The sequence below is a fragment of the Couchioplanes azureus genome, assembly GCF_014648355.1.
Classification (GTDB): domain Bacteria; phylum Actinomycetota; class Actinomycetes; order Mycobacteriales; family Micromonosporaceae; genus Actinoplanes; species Actinoplanes azureus.
On sequence record NZ_BMQY01000007.1, the window covers coordinates 338,934 to 358,185 of the forward strand.

The following is a 19,252-nucleotide window of genomic DNA, read 5'->3' on the forward strand; positions in this document are numbered from 1 at the left end:
CGAACCCTGAACCGGGCCGTGGCCGGATCCCGTACCGACTCCCGAACGCAGACAGCGAGGTCCGACGACAGGAGTGGTGATGAGACTGCGTCAGCGACGGGGTGCCGGGGTCAACCGTAAGGCGATCGGCGCCGCAGTCTTTGCCGGCGTGCTGGTGGCCGGCGGGTTGACCGGCCTGCAGTTCGCGAACGCCGGCGAGCAGGTGGCGGCCGCGGAGATCGTGGTGGTCGACGGCCAGAACTTCAACATCGCCGGCTGCGAGAAGCTGGAGGTCAACGCCGGTGCGGTCGTCTGCGACGGCGAGCCGCTGAAGCCGGAGCAGCAGGCCGGTGCCGCCGAGGCGGCCGCGGCGTCCGCCCAGCTGGTGGAGGCGGCCTGCGCCCAGTTCGCGGTCGACCAGGCGGCGGCGGCAGCCGAGGCGGGCGAGGAGCAGGCCGGTCAGGACGAGGCCGGTCAGGAGCAGGCCGGCGACGAGCAGGCGGGCGCCGTGCCGAAGTCCAAGAAGGCCAAGAAGGCCGTCGCGAAGCGCTATGCCGCGAAGATCGCCAAGGCTCAGGAGAAGGCCCAGGAGAAGGGCCAGGCCCAGGGCCACGGCAAGGGCCAGGCCGAGGGCCAGGACCAGGGTGCCGGGAACCAGGGCGCCGGTGCTGAGGACGCTGCCGGACAGGGCAACGCCGAGGAGCTCGACGCCGCGGTCACCGCGGCCCGGGAGGCTCTGCTCACCGCCTGCCTGACGCTGGAGGAAGCCAAGGCCGCCGCCGGTCAGGACGCCGGTGCGGAGGAGGAGCAGCAGGGCCAGGAGGAGCAGGGCCAGGAGGAGCAGGGTCAGGAGGAGCAGGGCCAGGAGGAGCAGGGCCAGGAGGAGCAGGGCCAGGACGAGCAGGGCCAGGACGAGCAGGGCAAGGGTGAGGGCCAGGACGAGGCCGGTGCCGGTGCCGCCGGAGAGAAGGCGGGCTCCGGCGCCAAGGGCTGAGGCCCGGCGGTAGAGCGGGTGGCGCGGTCCTGGGCGAGGGCCGCGCCACCGTCGCGTGTCAGGCGCCGGGGCGGCCCGGCGCGGTCTCGCCCAGGATCTTGTTGAGCAGCACCGGCGCGCCCGCGCGCTTGCCCCACTCCCGCGGGTAGCCGAGCGACACCTCGTGGAACGGCACCCCGTCCTGCCAGGTCACCCGGGGGATGTGCAGGTGGCCGTAGACCGCGGCCGCGGCGCGGAAGCGGACGTGCCAGTCGGCGGTCAGCTCGGTGCCGCACCACTGCGCGAACTCCGGGTACCACAGCACCTCGGTCGGATGGCGGTGCAGCGGCCAGTGGCTGACCAGCACGGTCGGCAGGGCCGGGTCCAGCGCGGCCAGGCGGCGCTCCGTCGCGGCCACGCGCTCGCGGCACCACGACTCCCGATCCGGGTACGGGTCCGGGTGCAGCAGCTCCTCGTCCGTGCAGACCACGCCGGTGCGGTAGGCGTACGCGAGCGACTCCTCCTTCGTGGACGTCCCCGGCGCCCGGAACGTGTAGTCGTAGAGCAGGAACAGCGGCGCGACGACCGCCGGGCCGCCGTCGCCGTGCCAGACCGCGTACTCGTCCTCGGGGGTGCGGACCCCCAGGTCGCGGCACATCGCGACGAGCCGCTCGTAGCGTGCGGCGCCGCGCAGGCCGACCGGGTCCTTGGCGTGCGTCCACAGCTCGTGGTTGCCCGGCGCCCAGATGACCTCGGCGAAGCGCGAGCGCAGCAGCCGCAGGGTCGCCTCGACGTGGCCGAACACCTCGGCGACGTCCCCGGCCACGATCAGCCAGTCGTCCGCCGACCGCGGGTGCAGGCCGTCGACGAGCCGGCGGTTCTCCGCGTACGCGACGTGCAGGTCGCTGACGGCGTACAGGGTTCCCGGCACGGGCGCCTCCTCGGCTCCTTCGATGTCCCTCGATCATGGATCTTGCCAGCCCGGCGTGCGCCGGTGCGCGGCCGCGTCCCCCACGGTGGTGCAATCGACTCGGAAAGGCGACAGCCGATGTGGGGACATCGGAAAGAATCTCGGCCGCCGCTGTCACGCCGGCGCCCTTCCGCGTACCTAACTAGGGGGAAGTGCGACAACCCTGGTGAACGGAGGCGATCGGTGGTCGAGGCGAACGACGTGGATCGTGACGAGTCCGCCCCGCCCCGGCCGCTGATCCCGGACCCACCGCCGGCGGCCGAGATCGAGGAGTTCTTCCGGCGCTACTGGGCGGGACTCGTGCGTCACCTGCTGCGCGAGGGGGCCGACCGCTGGGAGGCGCAGGACGCGGTCGCCGAGGCCATCCGCGAGGCCCTGCGGCGCTGGTCCGACCTGACCCACCCGGTCGCCTGGGTGCGCACCGCCGCCCGCTCGCACTGGCTCAAGCAGCGCCGCGCCACCGGCCGGGGCGACCTCGAGGTGCTGGTCGCCGACGTCACCGAGCTGAGCGAGGGGCGTGCCGACGATCCCGAGCTGGTCGCGTACGAGCTGGAGGAGTGGTTCACCGGCGTGCTCGCCCAGCTCCCGCCCGCCCGCCGCGAGGCGCTGGAGCTCTCCGCGCAGGGCCTGACGCCCTCGGAGATCGCCGCCCGGGTCGGCAAGACGCCCGAGGCGGTCCGTACCGCGCTCAAGCTGGGCCGCAAGCAGGCCGTCGCGCTCTGGCAGGCGGTACCGGGACAGCGCACCGGCCGCCGGGCGGGCCACGCGGAGGGAGGCGAGAACTGATGGCGTACGCCGGAGCGCACGACGAACCGTTCGAGCAGGACGACCCGGTGCTCAGCCACGCGATGATGATCGCCGCGCTCAACGAGGCCCTCGCCGACTGCGGCTACCCGCCGGTCGTCGAGGAGGCCGAGCCGGTGGCGCTGCCGGCCGGGGACGCCGCCGACCGGCTCATCGAGGACGCCCGGCACCGGGCCGACGGGATCGTCGCCGCCGCCCTGGAGACCGCGGTGGAGTACACCGACGCCGCCCTGCACCGGGCCGCCCGGACGGTGCTCACCGCCCGGCGGGCGGTGGACGGCTCCGCCGCGCCGGCACCGGCCGCCGCGGCCGTGCCGGCACCGGTCGACCCGGCCCCGCTGCTCGCCGCCGCGGACGAGGGCCGCCCCGTCGGCGAGCGGTGGCTCACGGCGGTCGTCGCGGCCGGCGTCTACCTGCCCGTGGACGAGGCCGCCGCGGTGCAGAGCCTGGACGGGTACGCGGCCCGGCTGCGCGACGCGGCGCGTTCGGTGCCGGCCGACCTCGACGCGGCGTACCGGATCGGCACCGAGGTCGTCGCGCTCGGCGTCGGCCGCCCCGAGGCGCTGCCCGCCACGATGAGCATCGTCCTCGACCACCTCGCCGACGGCGCGGTGGTCGACCGGGCGGCCCGGCAGGTCGCGGGCGGTTTCGCCGCGGGTTTCGCCGCGGCGCTGCAGGCCGGCACCCTCGCCCAGCAGGAGTCCCTGCACCGCGCCACCCAGCGGGCCGCGCGGGAGTTCCAGGTCGCGCTGCAGACCAGCGAGGCCCGCTACCGCCGGCTCGCCGACTACGACCCCGTCACCGGCCTGGCCAGCAAGAGCCGGCTGGTGCAGCGCCTGCGGCAGGCGGCGCACGGCGACGACCCCGAGCGCCACGCGGGGCTCTGCCTGGTCGAGCTCGGCGGCCACGCCGCCGTCGGGGAGCAGTTCGGCGCCCACGCCGGCGACCAGGTGCTCGCCGAGGTGGCCCGCCGGCTGCAGCAGGTGGTGCACCATCCGGACTATCTGACGGCCCGCCACGGCCCGCACACCTTCGCGATCCTGGTGCAGGACAGCGGCGGCCTCGCCCACCTCGCCGACCTGGCCGAGCGGGTCGTCGAGGCGCTCGGCGCGCCGGTGCCGCTGCCCGGCACCGGCCTGACCGTCCCGCTGCGCGCCCGCGTCGGCGTCGTCGACGTGCCCACCGGCGATCTCGACGTCGGCCGGGTCCTGGTGGACGCGGAGATCGCGCTGCGCCGGGCCCGGACCGGGACGACCGGCTGGGCGGTGCACGACGCCCGCCCCGCCGCCGGTGCGGGCGCCGGCGGGACCAGCGTGACCGGGCTGGTCACCGGGCCGCCGGCCTACCAGCCGATCGTCGCGCTCGGCTCGGGCCGGGTCGCCGGGCTGCACACCCGGCCCACCTGGCGGCATCCGCACCTCGGCACGCTGGACCTCGCGCGGATCGGCCAGCTCACCGGGGACCGGGACACCACCACCCGGCTGGCCGGCAGCCTGCTGCACCAGACGTGCCGGCAGGCGATGCTGTGGGACGGTGGCGAGAACGGCCCGTTCCTCGGCGTCGACCTGCCGATACACCAGATCGGGTATCCGGAGGTCGCGGAGCTGGTCCAGGAGGCGCTCACGGTGAGCGGCCTGCCCCCGCACCGCCTGCACCTGCACCTGTCCGGTCTCGACACGGTGCCGGCCGGGGCGCACAGCCACGCGGTGCTGAGCGCGCTCGCCGCGCTCGGCGTGCGGCTCGTCCTCGACGACTTCGGTACGGGGCACAGCAGCCTCGCCTACCTGCGCGACCTGCCGGTGCACGGGCTGCGTACGCCGGCCGGCCTGCTGCACACCACGACGGGCGGCGCGGAGGCCGACCGCGCCCTGCTGTCCGGCATGGCCCGGGTCGCGCACGCGCTCGGCCTCACCCTGACGGTGCACGGCGTCGACGACGACCTGCGGGCGGCCATCCTCACCGGCACCGGCTGCGACGCCGCGCAGGGCCTGCGGTACGGCGCGCCCACGACCCCGCACCAGGTGCCGGCCCTGCTGCGCCGCGGCGGCAAGCTCGTGCCGCTCCCCGGCCGCTCCAACGGATTGGTGGCCTCGTGACCGAGCGGCGGGTGGCCTCATGACAGACCACAGTGGAGTAGGCTTCCTCGGCATGGCGAACGCCGACACCGACCCCGCGCACCGGCCCAGCAGCGCCCGCATCTACGACGCCCTGCTCGGCGGCAACCACAATTTCGCCGCCGACCGCGAGGCGGCGCAGCACCTGCTCGCCGCGATACCGGGCGCGGGCGAGATGGCCCGGGCCAACCGGGCGTTCCTGCACCGGGCGGTGCGGTTCCTGCTCGACCGCGGCATCCGCCAGTTCCTCGACATCGGCAGCGGCATCCCGACGGTCGGCAACGTCCACGAGGTCGCCCAGCGCCGCGTCCCGGGCGCCCGGGTCGTCTACGTGGACATCGACCCGGTGGCCGTGGCCCACAGCAACGACATCCTCAAGGACAATCCGTCGGCGGTGGCGGTCCAGGCCGACATGCGCTTCCCCGAGGCGATCCTCGAGCACCCCGACGTGCGGGCGCTGCTCGACCTCGGCGAGCCGGTCGGCCTGCTGCTGGTCGCCATGCTGCACTTCGTGCCGGACGACGACGCCTACACCGCGGTCGCCCGGCTGCGGGCCGCGCTGCCTCCCGGGTCCTACATCGTCATCTCGCACGGCGTGCTGGAGACCGTGGCCGACGCGGCCACCGAGCAGGTCACCGCCCTCTACCGCCGCACCGACGTCTCTGCCGCGCACGGCCGCACCCGCGCCCAGATCCTGCGCTTCTTCGGCGACGCGGTCCTCGTGCCGCCCGGACTGGTCTGGGTGCACGAGTGGCCGGACGGCGGCGACGGCGAGCCGCACGGCATGGCGGTCGTCGGCGCGGTCGCCCAGGTGTGACCGCCCGGGCCACGACGACGCGCGGCCCGCGGTCGACCGGCGCGGTGTCCACGCCGGAAATTCACTTCCGCCTCCTGGCAGAGTGGTGGGGTGAATCTCGATGAGGGCGCCGGCCTGCTGCACCGGCTCACGTCGTACGTGCCGGACCGCGAGTGGGACGTCCCGGTGGACGATCCGCGGGTGCGCCACGACCTGATCCCGAACGACCGCGCCACGCTGCCGCCGCCGATGAAGGCGTACCCGGACGGGCTCGAGGTGCTGGAGCTGCCCCGCGAGCTGCCCGATCCTCAGGTGAGCGCCACGGCGGTGCTCGCCGGGGTGGCCGCCCCGGCCCGGCCGCTGGACGCCGCGCAGCTGGGCCGCGTGCTCTTCCTCGGTGCCGGCGTCGTGCGCACCGGCGAGCGCGACGGCCGCCGGACGCTCTACCGGGCCTCCGGCTCGGCCGGCGCCCGGTTCCCGCTGGAGGTCTACGTGAGCGCCCGCGGCGTGACCGGGGTCCCGGACGCGGTGTACTGGTACGACGCCGAGCGGCACGCCCTCGTGCGGATCGCGTCCGCCGCCGCCGGCACGGTGACCACCCTGATCGTGACGGGGGTGCCCTGGCGCACGGGCTGGCGCTACGCCGAGCGCGGCTGGCGGCATCTGTACTGGGATGCCGGGACGCTGCTGGCCCAGCTGGAGGCCGCGGCCGGCAGTGCCGGTCTCGCGCCGCGGCTGCGTTCGCTGTTCCCGGACGCGACGGTGCGCAGGTTGGTGGGCGCGGACGGTGTGCACGAGTACCCGCTGGCGCTGCTCTCGCTCGGCGACGGCGAGCCGGCGATCGGACCGGCCGGCCCGGCGGTCCCGGGCGAGCTGCCCCGGGTGGAGCTGCCGCTCTGCACGCAGGCGCAGCGCAGCGGCGAGCGCGACGTCCTGGGCGGGCCCTGGCCGGAGGCCGCGGCGCTGCCCGACGTGCCGCCGTCCGCCTCGCTCGACGAGGTCGTCCGCCGCCGGGGCTCACAGCGGCGGATGGACCGCTCCCGGACGCTGCCGCCCGAGCTGCTGCGGTGGCCCCTGGCCGCGGCGCTGCGCGGGGTACGGGTGCCGCACTGGGTGGCCGTGCACGGCGTGGACGGCGTGACTCCGGGGCTGTACCGGTGGCCGGACCTGCAGCGGCCGACGCGGGCCGCGGCGCTGCGCGGCGAGCTGCTGCGGGTCTGCCTGGACCAGGGACTGGCCGCCGACGCGGCGTACGTGGTGATCGCGGCCACGCCGCTCGCCGGGCTCGACGACCGGGGCTACCGCGACGCCCAGCTGGCGGCGGGCCTGGTGGAGGGAAGGCTGCACCTGGCCGCGTACGCCCTGGGCGCCAGTGCCTCCGGCATGACCTTCCTCGACTCGGACGTGCCGGACCTGCTGGGCGAACCGGACGACCTGGCGGCGCTGCTGTTCACGTGCGTGGGGGTTGCGGAATACCGCGCCCGGCCCGGCGGTGGACCGGGCGCCCCGGTTCCCATCCGCCCGGTCACGCCGCGCCTGGGCGAGTCCTGACGCCACGGGCTTCGCGGGGACGCCGGTTCACGAACACCTCGGCCGCCTTTAAGGCTCCCTTATGACTGGCCGGGCTACGGTCCTGCCAGTCGTTGTCCCGGCGAGCCGATCGAGGTCTTCATGGTGCCAGTCATGGTCGCGGAGAGGGACGCCACCGAGCGTCGGCAGCAGGCACGGTCGATCGACCTCCTGGTCGGGCGGAAGCTGGAGTATCTGCGGCTCGGTGACGCCCTCGTGCTGAGCTTCAGCGGCGGCGGCCAGGTGTGGATCGAGACCGCCGCCCAGCTCCACGGGGCGGGCGGCCGGGTGGACGTCGAGCCGGGTGAGCAGCGCTGCGACGTGCTCGCGACGCTGCTCGGCGACGTGGTCCGGGCGGCGCGCGCGAGCGACGCCGGCGAGCTTCGGCTCACCTTCGCCAGCGGGTCGTGGCTGTCGGTCCCGGCCGACGACGACGTCGAGTCCTGGGCCGTCACCGGGCCCGCCGGCGTCCTGATGGTGTGCCTGGCCCGCGGCGAGCTGGCCGTCTGGGGCGACGCGACGCGTCGCCTCGCCTGACGGCACGGCGCCCGCGGCGGCCGGGCCCGCCGCCGGATTGGACGGATGGCGACAATTCCCGCCCTTCCCACCCAGCTCCGATCATGTTCCGGGTTCTGGGAGGCTGCCACCGGATGTTTCCGACACCTGTGTGGAAGGCATGGGAGGCACCACCATGAACCGACCGGCGAAGAGCCGCCGGGTGCTGGCGTGGTCGACGGCCGTCCTGACCGTCGCCGCCGGCGCCCTGACCGGCAGCGTGGCTCCGGCGTCCGCGCGGCTGGACGCCACGCTGATCTCGCACCACTCCTTCGGCACGATCGCCCGGGGCGGCACCGTGTGCGTCGGCCCGCTGTCACCGACCGCCGACCCCACCGGCGGCACGCCCGGGGTCCAGATCTCCGGCTTCACCAACGGCTCGTCGAACCTCACCTGGCAGGTGTTCTCGGGTTCGTCGCAGAGCGCTCCGACCCGCGTCTTCCAGACGAGCGCCCGTTTCGTGGACCACACGGTCCCGCCCGAGGGCAATCTGCTGTACCACGCGTGCGTCGTGAAGAGCTCCGGCAGCACGCAGGACTACGACCTGACGCTCAACTCGTTCCCCGTCGAGTGACGCCGGCCGGGGGAGCCGACGTGCCGGGCTCCCTCGGCGATGCCGGCGATCGCCGCCGGGACGATCCCAGGCGCTGACCCGGTGTAGTCGTCGCGGCGGTCCTCGCCGATGCCGGACGCGTCCAGGGTGGCCTCGTCGGCCGGCACGGCCTGCACGATCACGTCGCCGATCACCCGGCCGCACGGCCGTGTCCCGCCGCCCGGGATCGGCGGGGACGTCACCGAACGTGTCGAGTCCGAACTCCACAGAGGTCATGGATGCGGAGAGTGTGATCAACGGCACTCCGTGTTTAGACATCCATGATCATCAGGCTCACCTCATCCTTACGCGGCGACCGGCATTCTCTCCGCGAACCGCTGACGAGGGGGAGGAATCCGACAGTGGGGCGTTATCGACAATGGACCTGGGGAGCGGGCATCGCGACGGTGACCGCGGTGACCGCCTTCGGGGTGGCCGCGTGGCAGGCGAACGCCGCGCCGGCGCCCACGCCGCCGACCGTGGCGGGGGAGCAGCCCGCAGTGACCGACCCGAACCCGGGCCCGGTGCCCGCGACGGGCATCGGCAGTGACGCGCTGACCGCCGGGGAGGTGGACAAGGCCCGCAAGGTGGCGGTGACGCCCCAGCTGGCCGCGGCCGCCGAGGACGTGACCGGTGCCAAGGGGCCCGAGTACCTCTCGGCGACCATCGTCGCCGAGGGCACCGCACGCCGGGCCGAGCTGTACTACTACGACTACAAGGCCGAGAAGGTGATCAAGCAGGTCGTCGACCTGGCCAGCGGCAAGCTGGCCGGCTCCTACTCGGCCGCCGGCGTGCAGCCGCCGGCCTCGAAGCGCGAGGCCGCCACCGGCCTGGACCTGCTGCTGGCGAACCCGCTCGCGGCCGACCTGAAGAGCGCCTACCAGAAGGCCACCGGCAAGCAGTTCGCGGGCAAGGACGACGTCACCGTCACCGCGCACGTCTACAAGGCGAAGCCCGCCGACTCCCGCAACAAGCAGTGCGGCCAGAACCGGTGCCTGCAGCTCGTCGTGGAGACCAAGGACGGGCTCTTCATCGACGTGAACCACCTCATCATCGATCTCTCCGGGCGCACGGTCGCCCGCCTGGCGTAGACGGGGAACCGGTCAGCATGATGTTCCGAACGACAGCCGGCGCCGCCGCGCTGGTGACCATCGCCTCGCTGGGCCTCGCGGCGACGCCCGCGGCCGCGAAGGCGCCCCCGCCGCCCGCGCCGTGCGCGGCGTCCTCGATGGTCAAGGAGACCCTGCCGAACGGCACCACCTGGCAGCTCTGCTGGCGGATCGAGGCGCAGGCCGGGCTGGTCCTGGAGAAGGCCTTCGTCTCCTCCAAGCGCTACCCGCAGCCGGTGCAGGTGCTCGACTCGATCCGGCTCGCGCAGCTCAACGTGCCGTACGACTCGGGCGAGACCGAGTACAACGACATCACCGAGTACGGGTTCGGCGGCGGATACCTGCGGACCCTCGCCGGCGACGACTGCAAGGGCGGCTCGGCCCGCGAGGGCTTCGACGGCGGCGCCGAACCGCAGCGGCGCAAGGTGCTGTGCGTCAGCGCGGAGGCCAGCGGTCTGGCCTACCGGCTGAACGACTACGAGAACGGTCAGGAGAAGACGTACTCGAAGCAGGGCCACGACCTGGTGCTGCGCACGGTCGCCAAGGTCGGCTGGTACGAGTACATGACCGAGTACCGCCTGCACGACGACGGCCAGATCTCGGCCCGCCTGGGCGCCACCGGCGACCTGTCGCCCAGCGACTACGTCAACGCCGACCAGGGGTGGCCGATCGGCAAGGGCGCCCGTGACTTCTCGGCGATGCACTACCACAGCGCCTTCTGGCGGGTGGACATGAACATCGACGGCAAGGGCGGCGAGAAGGTCGAGCAGTACGACACCAAGCTCGACGGCCGGGGCTCGAGGACGGCGAAACTGAAGACCACGAAGACGGCGATCGCCAAGGAGGGCAGCTTCAGCAAGGTGAACCGTCGCTGGTGGCGGCTGGTCAGCCCGACCAGCAAGAACAAGGACGGCCACGCGCGCTCGTACGAGCTGGTGACCGGCGCCGACGACCGGTACGAGGCGCACCCCGAGACCACGCCCGACGTCACGTTCACCGAGAACAACGCCTGCGAGAAGTACGCCACCGGCAACAACGACCCGCAGTGCGCCACCAAGAAGACCATTCTGGACTTCGCCCGGGACAAGCAGAACCTCAAGGACCCCGTGATGTGGGTGCGGGTGGGCTTCCACCACGTCCCCCGGGACGAGGACCAGAGCCCGATGCCGCTGCACTGGCAGGGCTTCGACCTGGTCCCGCGGGACTTCACCGAGATGAACCCGCTCACCCCGGACGCCCGCGGCACCGTCAACGGGCAGAACCCCAACTGATCACCCGGCCCGGCCCGGTCACCGCGACCGGGCCGGGCCGTACCCCGCAGGAGGAAACCCGCGTGGCTCCACGCCGCCTCGCCGCCGCTCTCGTGCTGGCGGCCACCGCCCTGGCCGTGCTGGCGTTCACCGTGTCCGGCGGCGCCGAGCCGGACGCGGGCCGCCCGGCGCCGGTCGCGGCCCGCCCGGTCGCCGCGACGTCGGTCGCCCCGCCGACGGGTGCGGACGTGAACTACGCGCTGATGATGGTCGTCCACCACGAGCAGGCGGTCCGCATGAGCCGCGCGCTGGTCGCCAAGCCCGGCGTGCCGGAGCGGGTACGGCTGATCGCCGACTTCATCGCGCACGACCAGCAGCGCGAGATCGACGAGACGAACGCCTGGCTGACCGCGTGGGGTCACCCGCCGGCCCGGGCGCACCGGCACGGCGCCGCCCCCGGCACGCACGGCATGCTCTCCGAGGCGCAGCTGCGCGGGCTGGACGCCGCGGCCGGCGAGCAGGCCGCGCCGATGTTCCTGCGCCTCATGATCGAGCACCACACCGGGGCCATCACGGCGTCCCGGGCGCTGCTCGACGGCGGTGGCCGCAACGTCTACATCCACGGCCTGGCCAAGCACGTCATCAACGAGCAGTCCGCCGAGAACGACGCCATGCGCGCGCTGCTGCCCACCGCCGGTGCGGCGGCCGGGGCCCGCTGAGTCCTCAGCGTGGCAGCGGCCGGGCGAGGTGCCGGCGCAGCAGCCGGGCCGCCGGGCGTTCGGCGTACCGGTGCAGGAGCCAGGCGGCGAACGTCACGAGGGCGACCACCGCCGCCAGGGTCGCGTAGCGCGGCAGGAACGGGCGCAGCGCCGCGATGAGCGTCCAGCCGATGTATTCGTGCAGCAGGTACAGCGGGTACGTCAGCGCGCCCGCCACGGTGAGCCACCGTCCCCGCAGGCGGGAGAGCCGTCCCGTCGCCGCGAGCGCCGTGACCGCGAAGATGGCGGCGACCACCGCCAGCGCCGGCAGGACCGGCAGCGGCCGCCCGAGCACGTCGCGGGCCACGTGGCGCAGCTGCTCCGCGACCTGGTGCTGGGCCAGGAGGAAGGCGGCCCCGGCGAGCGCCCACAGCGCCGCGTGGCCGCCGCAGCGGTGCACGAGGTACAGCGCGATCCCCGCGACGAAGTACGGCGCGTGCTCCGGCATGACCAGCACGTTCAGCGCGCGGACCTCCATCTGGTCGGCCAGGGCGGCCGCGACCAGCCAGCCGTAGCCGAAGAGCGTCGCGGTGCGCACGCTCAGCCCGCGCCAGACCAGCAGCGCGAACAGCAGGTAGAAGCGGGCCTCCACCCACAGCGTCCAGTACACCGCGTCGACCGACCGGACGCCCAGGGGCTCCTGCAGCATCGTCAGGTTGACCAGCAGGTCACCGGCGCCGACCGGCGCGCGCACGAGCGGCCACAGGCTCAGCACCGCGAAGGTGAGCAGTGCCGCCACCCAGTACGCCGGGTACAGCCGGACCACCCGCGAGCGCAGGAACTCGCCCGGCGTCCGGTCCCAGGCGCTGAGGCAGATCACGAAGCCGCTGATCACGAAGAACAGCTGGACCCCGAGCCAGCCGTAGGACGCCGGCAGGTACAGCCACGGGAACACCCGGTCCGCGGCGGCGCCCCACGGCGGCTCGGTGCCCCGGTCGTACGCGACGAAGTGATAGCCGACGACCATCAGCGCGGCGACGAGCCGCAGCCCGTCGAGCGCCTCGATCCGGTGGCGGGGCCGCGGTGCGGTGGTCGCGGCGGCCCGGCGCTGCGCAGGGGTCACGAGAACGGCCATGAAGGACACAACCGCCGGCCCCGGCCCGGGGCAACGGCCGCGACGGGGTTCAGACAGCGGCCAGGACGGTCCTGCGGCGCAGCATCGCGTCGAACTCCGGGGCGGGCAGCGGCCTGCTGAACAGGTAGCCCTGGATCGCCGGGCAGTCGGCGTGCCGCAGCGCCTGCCGGTCCGCCTCCGCCTCGACGCCCTCGGCGACCGCCGTCATGCCCAGCGAGCGGGCCAGCCACAGCACCGCCGAGATGATCGAGGACTTGCGGACGTCGCCGGCCAGGCCCGCGACGAACGAGCGGTCCAGCTTCACCACGTCCGCCGGGACCGACTGCAGCCAGGTCAGTGAGCTGTAGCCGGTGCCGAAGTCGTCCAGGGCGATCCGTACGCCCAGGGCCTTGACCGCGCTCAGCCTCTCCTGCAGGTCGACCGAGGTGCCCAGCAGCGCGGTCTCGGTGATCTCGAGGACCAGCCGGTGCGGCGCCAGCGCCGGCACGCGGGCCAGCAGCCCGGCGAGCATCGGCACGAAGCCGGGCTCGGAGAGCTGCCGGGGGCTCACGTTGACCGACACGTACCCGAGCTCGTCCTGCCACAGCAGCAGGTGCCGCAGCGCGGAGATCAGCACGTGCTCGCCGAGCGGCACGACCAGGCCGGTCTCCTCGGCGGCGGCGATGAAGTGCCCGGGTGCCAGGATCTCGCCGTCCGGGGTGCACATCCGCACCAGCGCCTCGGCGCCCAGGATCCGTCCGTCGGCGGCGGAGACGATGGGCTGGAACCACACCGGCAGGGTGGCGTCGCGGTCGCCGTCGAGCGCCTGCCGGAGCCGGGCCTCGGCGAGGATGCGGTCCTGGACGCTGACGCGCATCCGGTCGTTGAAGACCTCGAGGCGGTTGCCGCCGGCGCGCTTGGCCGCGTACATGGCGGTGTCGGCGGCCAGGACGCCCTGCTCGGCCTGCCCGGCGCCCGCGGCGACGGCCAGGCCGACGCTGGCGGCCAGCTGCAGACGCCCGTCGGCGACGGTGAGCGGCTCGGCGACGGCGGCCAGGACCGCCTGGCCGATCCGGATCCCGGTGTCGAGCGGCGCGGGCAGGGCGACCACGAACTCGTCGCCGCCGATCCGCGCCACCAGGGCGTCGCCGGGCACGCACCGTGCGATCCGGGCGGCGAGGGCGCGCAGCACCTCGTCGCCGCAGGTGTGCCCGGCGCCGTCGTTGATCGACTTGAACCGGTCGACGTCGAGGTAGAGCACGCAGACCGGCTCGGGGCGCTCGGCGAGCAGCGCCGCCAGGTCGTGCTCGAACGCCGAACGCGACAGCACGCCGGTCAGCGAGTCGTGGCGCACCTGGTGGCGCAGCTCCGCCTCGTGCTCGCGGGCGCGGGTGACGTCGATGCAGTGCACGAACAGCAGCCGCAGCCGCCCCTGCGGGTCACGCAGGGCAGTGCTGTGGATCTCCACCCAGCTGAGCGCGCCGTCGGTGGCGCGCCGGAACTGCCGGGTGACGACGACCGGCTCGATCGCCTCGGTCAGCTGCGCGAACAGCGTGAGGTTGTCACCGTCGACGGCCCGCAGCGGCAGATCGGGCACCGCGAGCCCGGCCGGGTCGTCGGGCAGGCTCAGCCATTTCCGGTACGCCGCGTTGGTGCGCAGCAGCCGCCCGTCCGGCGCGAGCATCGCCATGGGCGTCGGCGTCTCGTCGAACGCGAGGCTGAGCTGCGCCTGGCTGTCGTCCAGGCTCTCCTGGGCGCGGCGCTCCTCGGCCTCGGTGAGCCGCCAGGCGACGACCTGGAACGCCGCGGCGAACAGCACCGCCACGCCGTGCAGGACGGCCCAGAGCAACGGGTGGGCGTACGCGCTGTCGTGGTCGTACGTACGGTGGCTGACGACCGCGCCGAACACCGCGTGGTGCAGCGTGGTGAAGATCAGGAAGACGCCGAACGGGGCCCAGTCGCGGTACAGGGCCAGCGCGGCAACGGCGATGAAGAAGGTGAAGTGCGACTCGGTGAGCCCCTCGGTCATCGCCACGAACCCGCCACAGGCGATGGTGAACCCGAGCGCCACGAAGATCGAGGGCAGCCGCCGCGGTGGCAGGACGACGGCCGCGACGACGCAGGGCAGGATCAGCAGGACGCTGATCAGCCAGGACTGGTCGAGGCCGGTGCCCAGCGCCCCGAAGCCGGTGAGCGCGAGCACGCAGGCGGCGAGCAACGCCGTGAGGAGCCGGTGCCGGCGTGCCCAGTCCTCGTCCCGCAGGCCGCCTCCGGTGGGTATCCAGCCGCTCATCACCCCCGGAAGATCGGATTCGGCGACCGCGGTCTGAGCTTTTGCCGCCGCCGCCGGCGGCTGGGACAGGGCCGTCCCGGAAATGATGGCCTAGAGTGCAGTTGTCCTCACCCTTTGTGATCATGAGGAGGTCCGGTGCGGTACCCCCGGCACGTCGTCGTCCTGGCCCTGCTCGGCATGTTCGCGCTGGCCTGCGAGGCGGGGGCGGACGCCGGTCCCGCGCCCACCGGCAAGCCCGGGGCCGCCCGGCCGTCGATGGCAGCGCTGGGCGACTCCATCACGGCGGGCGTCGCGACCTGCGCCGTGTACGTCGCCTGCAGCCGCAACTCCTGGTCCACCGGGGCGGCGGAGGCCGTGGACAGCCACTACCGGCGGTTGCAGGCGGCGAACCCCGCCGTCAAGGGTCGGGCCCGCAACTTCGCCGTCCCCGGCGCCCGGATGGCGGACCTCGGCGCTCAGGCCGCCTCCGCGGTCGACGCCGGGCCGGCGTACGTGACGATCCTGATCGGCGCCAACGACGTCTGCACCGGCGGCGTGGACGACATGACCCCGGTAGGGACCTTCCGGTCGCACCTCGACAAGGCCCTGGGGAGGCTGAAGCGGGGCCTGCCGGAGGCGAGGATCCTCGTGGCGAGCATCCCGGACGTGTACCGGCTGTGGGAGCTGGGCCACGACGACCCCGACGCGGTCCAGGCCTGGCGCCGCGGCGTCTGCCCGGCCATGCTGGCGAACGCCACCTCGACGGCGCCGGCCGACGACGAGCGCCGGCGCCGGGTGGACGCGCGGATCGACGCCTACAACGACCAGCTCGCCCAGGCCTGCGAGGCGTACGGCCGGCACTGCCGCTGGGACGGCGGTGCCGCGCACGGGGTGCGGTTCTCGCTGGACCTGGTCAGCAAGGCGGACTACTTCCATCCCAACGTGGCCGGTCAGAACCGCCTCGCCGACGTCACCTACCCGGGACGGGTCACCTGGTGACGTGCGGCGTCACGGGATGTCGTTCTCCTCGCACAGCTTGGCGAAGCGGCCGGCGCACACCGTCTTCCTGGTGACGAAGCCGTCCTTGATGACGTCGCCCACGTTCTCCTTGAAGATGGCCTTCGGCTCGCTCAGCACCGCCGGGACCGAGGCGCCCGACACCGGGTCCTTGACCTGGTCCTTCACCGCCGTGGGCTGGCCCTTGAAGAGGTCGATCGCGAGCTTCGCCGCCGCGTCCGCCTCCTTCTTGATCGGCTTGTAGACCGTCATGCACTGGTCGCCGGCGAGGATGTTCTGCAGGCCCTGCACGGTGGCGTCCTGCCCGGTCACCGGCACCGTGCCGTTCATGCCGCGCTGGCGCAGCACCTTGATCGCCTCGCCGCCCAGCCCGTCGTTGGCCGCCAGCACGCCGTCGATCTTGTTGTCGTACCGGTTGAGCATCTCGATGAAGATGGTCCGGCCGACCTCGTTGTCCCACCGGTCGACGGGCTGGTCCGGGCCCTTGAGGTAGCTGCCGTCGTCGAACTTCGGCTGCAGCACCGAGTCGTAGCCGACCTTGAACAGGGTGGCGTTGTTGTCCTCCGGCGCGCCGTTGAGGTACGCGATGCGGGGCGTCCGTTCCCGCTTGCCGCCGGCGTTCAGGCACCGGATCAGACCCTCGCCCTGCAGCTGGCCGACCTTCTCGTTGTCGAAGCTCACGTAGTAGCTGGCGCCGCCGTTGAGGGTGAGCCGGTCGTAGTCGATCGTCTTCACGCCGGCCGCGCGCGCCTTGTCGAGCACGTACCTGCCGCTGGCCGGGGTGAGGTTGGCGATGATCAGCACGGTGGCGCCCTCGGCGATCATGCGGTCGCCGATGCGCTGGAAGTTGGCCGCGTCGCCCCGGGCGTTCTCGATCTCGACCGGCACGTTGGCCGCGTCGAAGGCGGCCTTGAGCAGCTTCGGGTCGTCGGTGCCCCAGCGCTGGGAGGTGGTCGTGTCGGGCAGGATCACGCCCACCTTGCCCGTGCCGTCGCCGCCGCGCAGCTTGACCCCGGCCTTGGTCTCGCCGTCGTCGGTGCAGGCGGTGAGTCCACTCATGGTCAGCAGCGCGGCCGTCGCAAGGGCCACCAGGTTCCGGCGCACGTCTTCTCCTCGATGAGCGAAAAACGCGGCAAGATTACCAGTGCGGCGGACATGAAGCTTCCTGCACGTTATGCCTTCGGTCCGGAAGTACCGCCCGCCGGTGCACCTTTCGGCTCCGGCCGCCTCAGCCGAGCGCGGCCCGGACGGCCGCGCGCCCCGCGACCCGCTCCGGGACGGGCCGCCCGGCCCGGGCGAACCCGGGACGGCCCGGACCGCTGACCGGGCGGGCCGAGCGCGCCACGGCCGCCGCCGGGCGTACGGCACGGGCCGGCGCCGGACGGGCGGGCGCCGCCGGAGCGGTCCGCGCGAGCACCGCGGTGACGGCCGTACCGGTGGCGGGACGCACGACGCGGGCCGTGCCCCGGGCCGCTCGCCCGACCGGCGCCACACCGCGGGCCGCGCGGGCGACGGGCGCCAGACCCTGGACCGCCTGGGCGACCGGCGCCACGCCCCGGGCCGCGCGGGCGACGGGCGCCAGACCCTGGACCGCCTGGGCGACCGGCGCCACGCCCCGGGCCGCCCGGGCGACCGGCGCCACGCCGCCGGCGGCCGGGACCGGGCGGCCGGCCGTCAGCAGCACCCAGCAGACGGTCAGCGCGCCGGCCAGGCCCGCCGAGGCCGACAGCCAGACGGCCGGCTGGGCGGCGGCCAGACCGTAGGTCATCCAGCAGGCGCAGGTGAGCGCGGCCAGCCGCCAGCGCAGCGGGGACAGGCCGCTGACGTCCTGTGTACGGTCGCGCAGCAGCGACAACGGCTGCGGGATGGAGGACAGCACGGCGGCCACGGTCAGCACCCCGCCGAGGAGCACCGCGAGCCGGGCGCCGGTGGCGTCGGTGAGGAGCGCGACCGCGGCGCAGCCCAGCGCGGTGGCCAGGACGCCCGCCGCGCCGGCCGCGCTGAGCACCAGCGTGCGGCCGCGGCGCAGCTCGCCGTGGCGAGCCAGGACGACGACGAGGACGGCGAGCCCGGCGGTGCCGGTCACCGTGTTGGTCACGACCTGCACGGTCTCGCCGGTCAGCAGGCCGTAGGAGATCCAGCCGGCCGGCATCGCCGCACCCATCCAGCAGCTCGTCGCGTTGAGGCCGCCGGTGCGGCGCTGGACGCAGGAGCGCCAGACCTGGGGCCAGGGGAGGGTCATGGACAGTGCGGCGCCGAGCCAGCCGAGCAGTGCGGTGGTGAGCATGATCCATTTCCGGTCGAGGTGATCAGGAGGGCCGTCGATCGGTCGCGGCCTTCCGACCCATCGGCCCGCCGGCCCGCCGGCCTGACAAGATCGACTGGTGAGAGGCGACACGGACGGAAACCACCGTTCTGCACCCAGGAACCGGGGAGGACGGGCGATGCTGCCCCTGATCGACCTGCACCGGCACCTGGAGGGTTCGATCCGCTCCAGCACGTTCCTGGACATCGCGCGGCGTGACGGGCACCCGTTCGCGCGCGTGGCCCGGCCCCGCGACGAGCTGGTGGCGCAGGGCGCGATGGGCGGGCTGCTGCCGTACCTCGCGAAGGTGGACGACCGGATCGGGGTGATCGCCGGGCTCGCCGACTGGCGGCGGGTGGCGCGGGAGGCCGTCGAGGACGCGTTCGACGACGGGCTCGACTACGTGGAGTTCCGGTTCAGCCCGTACTTCATCCGCCAGCAGACCGGCCTGGCGCCCGAGGCGGTCGCCGACGCGGTGGCCGAGGGCGTCGCGGCCGGCTCGCAGGTCACCGGGCTGAAGGTCGGGCTGATCGCCACCATCCTGCGCGACCTGGGCCCCGAGGCGGCCGTCGCGCAGGTGTCGGCGTTCCTGACCCGCCGGGAGATGTTCTGCGGGGTGGACCTGGCCGGCAACGAGGCCGGGTACGCCGCGGAGCTGTTCCGCCCGGCGTTCCAGGCGGTGCGCGACGCCGGCCTGCACGTCACCGTGCACGCCGGGGAGGCCGCGGGACCGGCGAGCGTCCGCGCCGCGGTGCGCGAGCTGGGGGCCGAGCGCATCGGTCACGGCGTGCGCGCGGCGGAGGACCCCGCGCTGATGGCCGAGCTCGCGCAGGCCGGGGTCACCCTCGAGGTCGCCCTCACCAGCAACACCCAGACCGGTGCGGCACCCGGGTACCGGCAGCACCAGATCCACGCCCTGCTGGCGGCCGGCGTTCCGGTCACGCTCAACACCGACAACCCCCGGGTCAGTGACACCACCCTGTCCCATGAGTACGCCTTGGCCCGTCTCGCCACGGGACTGACCGAGGAACAGGTACGGACGGTCGCAGAGCAGTCCGTACGGGCAGCTTTCACCGACTTGAGGATTCCGCCGGCGCGAACCTGACTGCAACCGTCGTGCGCCCGTTGTGCACTC

At 74.0% G+C, this 19,252-nt stretch carries 18 protein-coding genes; 12 read left to right on the forward strand and 6 right to left on the reverse strand.

Features of this window, described 5'->3' with window-relative positions; genetic code table 11:
• The first annotated feature begins 79 nt into the window (after positions 1 to 79).
• Positions 80 to 973 (forward strand): hypothetical protein, encoded by an 894-nt coding sequence (locus IEY99_RS25140; RefSeq protein WP_189206513.1) that lies wholly within the window; start codon positions 80 to 82, stop codon positions 971 to 973.
• Between the two features lie 58 nt (positions 974 to 1,031).
• On the opposite strand, the gene IEY99_RS25145 is transcribed toward IEY99_RS25140, so the two are convergent.
• Complete coding sequence (locus IEY99_RS25145) at positions 1,032 to 1,883, reverse strand: metallophosphoesterase family protein (RefSeq protein ID WP_189206514.1); 852 nt, start codon at positions 1,881 to 1,883, stop codon at positions 1,032 to 1,034.
• 222 nt (positions 1,884 to 2,105) lie between these two features.
• On the opposite strand from IEY99_RS25145, the gene IEY99_RS25150 reads away from it, so the two are divergent.
• The 6 genes from IEY99_RS25150 to IEY99_RS25175 all read left to right on the forward strand — a co-directional run bounded on the left by IEY99_RS25150 (position 2,106) and on the right by IEY99_RS25175 (position 8,334).
• Positions 2,106 to 2,708 (forward strand): RNA polymerase sigma factor, encoded by a 603-nt coding sequence (locus IEY99_RS25150; protein WP_189206515.1) that lies wholly within the window; start codon positions 2,106 to 2,108, stop codon positions 2,706 to 2,708.
• A complete protein-coding gene (locus tag IEY99_RS25155) occupies positions 2,708 to 4,822 on the forward strand; it encodes an EAL domain-containing protein (protein WP_189206516.1) in 2,115 nt (704 codons plus the stop codon). The genes IEY99_RS25150 and IEY99_RS25155 overlap by 1 nt, the downstream gene beginning before the upstream one ends.
• Before the next feature lie 19 nt (positions 4,823 to 4,841).
• Entirely contained in the window at positions 4,842 to 5,657 is an 816-nt protein-coding gene (locus IEY99_RS25160; protein ID WP_229799221.1) for an SAM-dependent methyltransferase, read from the forward strand.
• A gap of 90 nt (positions 5,658 to 5,747) precedes the next feature.
• The gene (locus IEY99_RS25165; protein WP_229799222.1) at positions 5,748 to 7,187 is read left to right on the forward strand and encodes a nitroreductase family protein; all 1,440 of its coding nucleotides are present in this window, start codon (positions 5,748 to 5,750) and stop codon (positions 7,185 to 7,187) included.
• Between the two features lie 132 nt (positions 7,188 to 7,319).
• Positions 7,320 to 7,742: a DUF6188 family protein gene (locus IEY99_RS25170; protein WP_189206517.1), complete on the forward strand. Its 423-nt coding sequence runs from the start codon at positions 7,320 to 7,322 to the stop codon at positions 7,740 to 7,742.
• Between the two features lie 154 nt (positions 7,743 to 7,896).
• A complete protein-coding gene (locus IEY99_RS25175; protein ID WP_189206518.1) occupies positions 7,897 to 8,334 on the forward strand; it encodes a hypothetical protein in 438 nt (145 codons plus the stop codon).
• Here the strand turns inward: IEY99_RS25175 and IEY99_RS25180 are convergent.
• Complete coding sequence (locus IEY99_RS25180; protein ID WP_189206519.1) at positions 8,298 to 8,555, reverse strand: hypothetical protein; 258 nt, start codon at positions 8,553 to 8,555, stop codon at positions 8,298 to 8,300. The two genes, IEY99_RS25175 and IEY99_RS25180, sit on opposite strands and share 37 nt — an antisense overlap.
• A gap of 159 nt (positions 8,556 to 8,714) precedes the next feature.
• On the opposite strand from IEY99_RS25180, the gene IEY99_RS25185 reads away from it, so the two are divergent.
• From IEY99_RS25185 to IEY99_RS25195, 3 genes are all read left to right on the forward strand, one after another.
• Entirely contained in the window at positions 8,715 to 9,443 is a 729-nt protein-coding gene (locus IEY99_RS25185; protein WP_189206520.1) for a hypothetical protein, read from the forward strand.
• A gap of 20 nt (positions 9,444 to 9,463) precedes the next feature.
• Positions 9,464 to 10,732 carry a copper amine oxidase gene (locus tag IEY99_RS25190; RefSeq protein ID WP_189206561.1) on the forward strand — a complete coding sequence of 423 codons (1,269 nt, stop codon included), beginning with the start codon at positions 9,464 to 9,466 and terminating at the stop codon, positions 10,730 to 10,732.
• 62 nt (positions 10,733 to 10,794) lie between these two features.
• A complete protein-coding gene (locus IEY99_RS25195) occupies positions 10,795 to 11,430 on the forward strand; it encodes a DUF305 domain-containing protein (RefSeq protein ID WP_189206521.1) in 636 nt (211 codons plus the stop codon).
• A 4-nt stretch (positions 11,431 to 11,434) separates the two neighbouring features.
• Here the strand turns inward: IEY99_RS25195 and IEY99_RS25200 are convergent, their stop codons facing one another.
• Together IEY99_RS25200 and IEY99_RS25205 are read right to left on the reverse strand one after the other, a co-directional pair.
• Entirely contained in the window at positions 11,435 to 12,544 is a 1,110-nt protein-coding gene (locus IEY99_RS25200) for an acyltransferase family protein (protein ID WP_189206522.1), read from the reverse strand.
• 49 nt (positions 12,545 to 12,593) lie between these two features.
• Positions 12,594 to 14,816 carry a putative bifunctional diguanylate cyclase/phosphodiesterase gene (locus IEY99_RS25205; protein WP_189206562.1) on the reverse strand — a complete coding sequence of 741 codons (2,223 nt, stop codon included), beginning with the start codon at positions 14,814 to 14,816 and terminating at the stop codon, positions 12,594 to 12,596.
• Positions 14,817 to 14,993: 177 nt separating this feature from the next.
• Between IEY99_RS25205 and IEY99_RS25210 the strand changes: the two genes are divergently transcribed.
• Positions 14,994 to 15,794, forward strand: coding sequence for a GDSL-type esterase/lipase family protein (locus IEY99_RS25210; protein ID WP_189206563.1), 801 nt, complete (start codon positions 14,994 to 14,996; stop codon positions 15,792 to 15,794).
• A gap of 9 nt (positions 15,795 to 15,803) precedes the next feature.
• Here IEY99_RS25210 and IEY99_RS25215 read toward each other — a convergent pair whose 3' ends face one another.
• Both IEY99_RS25215 and IEY99_RS25220 read right to left on the reverse strand, forming a co-directional pair.
• Positions 15,804 to 16,916 carry a sugar ABC transporter substrate-binding protein gene (locus IEY99_RS25215; RefSeq protein WP_189206523.1) on the reverse strand — a complete coding sequence of 371 codons (1,113 nt, stop codon included), beginning with the start codon at positions 16,914 to 16,916 and terminating at the stop codon, positions 15,804 to 15,806.
• A 124-nt stretch (positions 16,917 to 17,040) separates the two neighbouring features.
• Positions 17,041 to 18,099, reverse strand: a complete 1,059-nt coding sequence (locus IEY99_RS25220) for a SemiSWEET transporter (RefSeq protein ID WP_189206524.1) — start codon at positions 18,097 to 18,099, stop codon at positions 17,041 to 17,043.
• Positions 18,100 to 18,256: 157 nt separating this feature from the next.
• On the opposite strand from IEY99_RS25220, the gene add reads away from it, so the two are divergent.
• Positions 18,257 to 19,222: an adenosine deaminase gene (gene add / locus IEY99_RS25225; protein WP_189206525.1), complete on the forward strand. Its 966-nt coding sequence runs from the start codon at positions 18,257 to 18,259 to the stop codon at positions 19,220 to 19,222.
• The last annotated feature ends 30 nt before the right edge of the window (positions 19,223 to 19,252 follow it).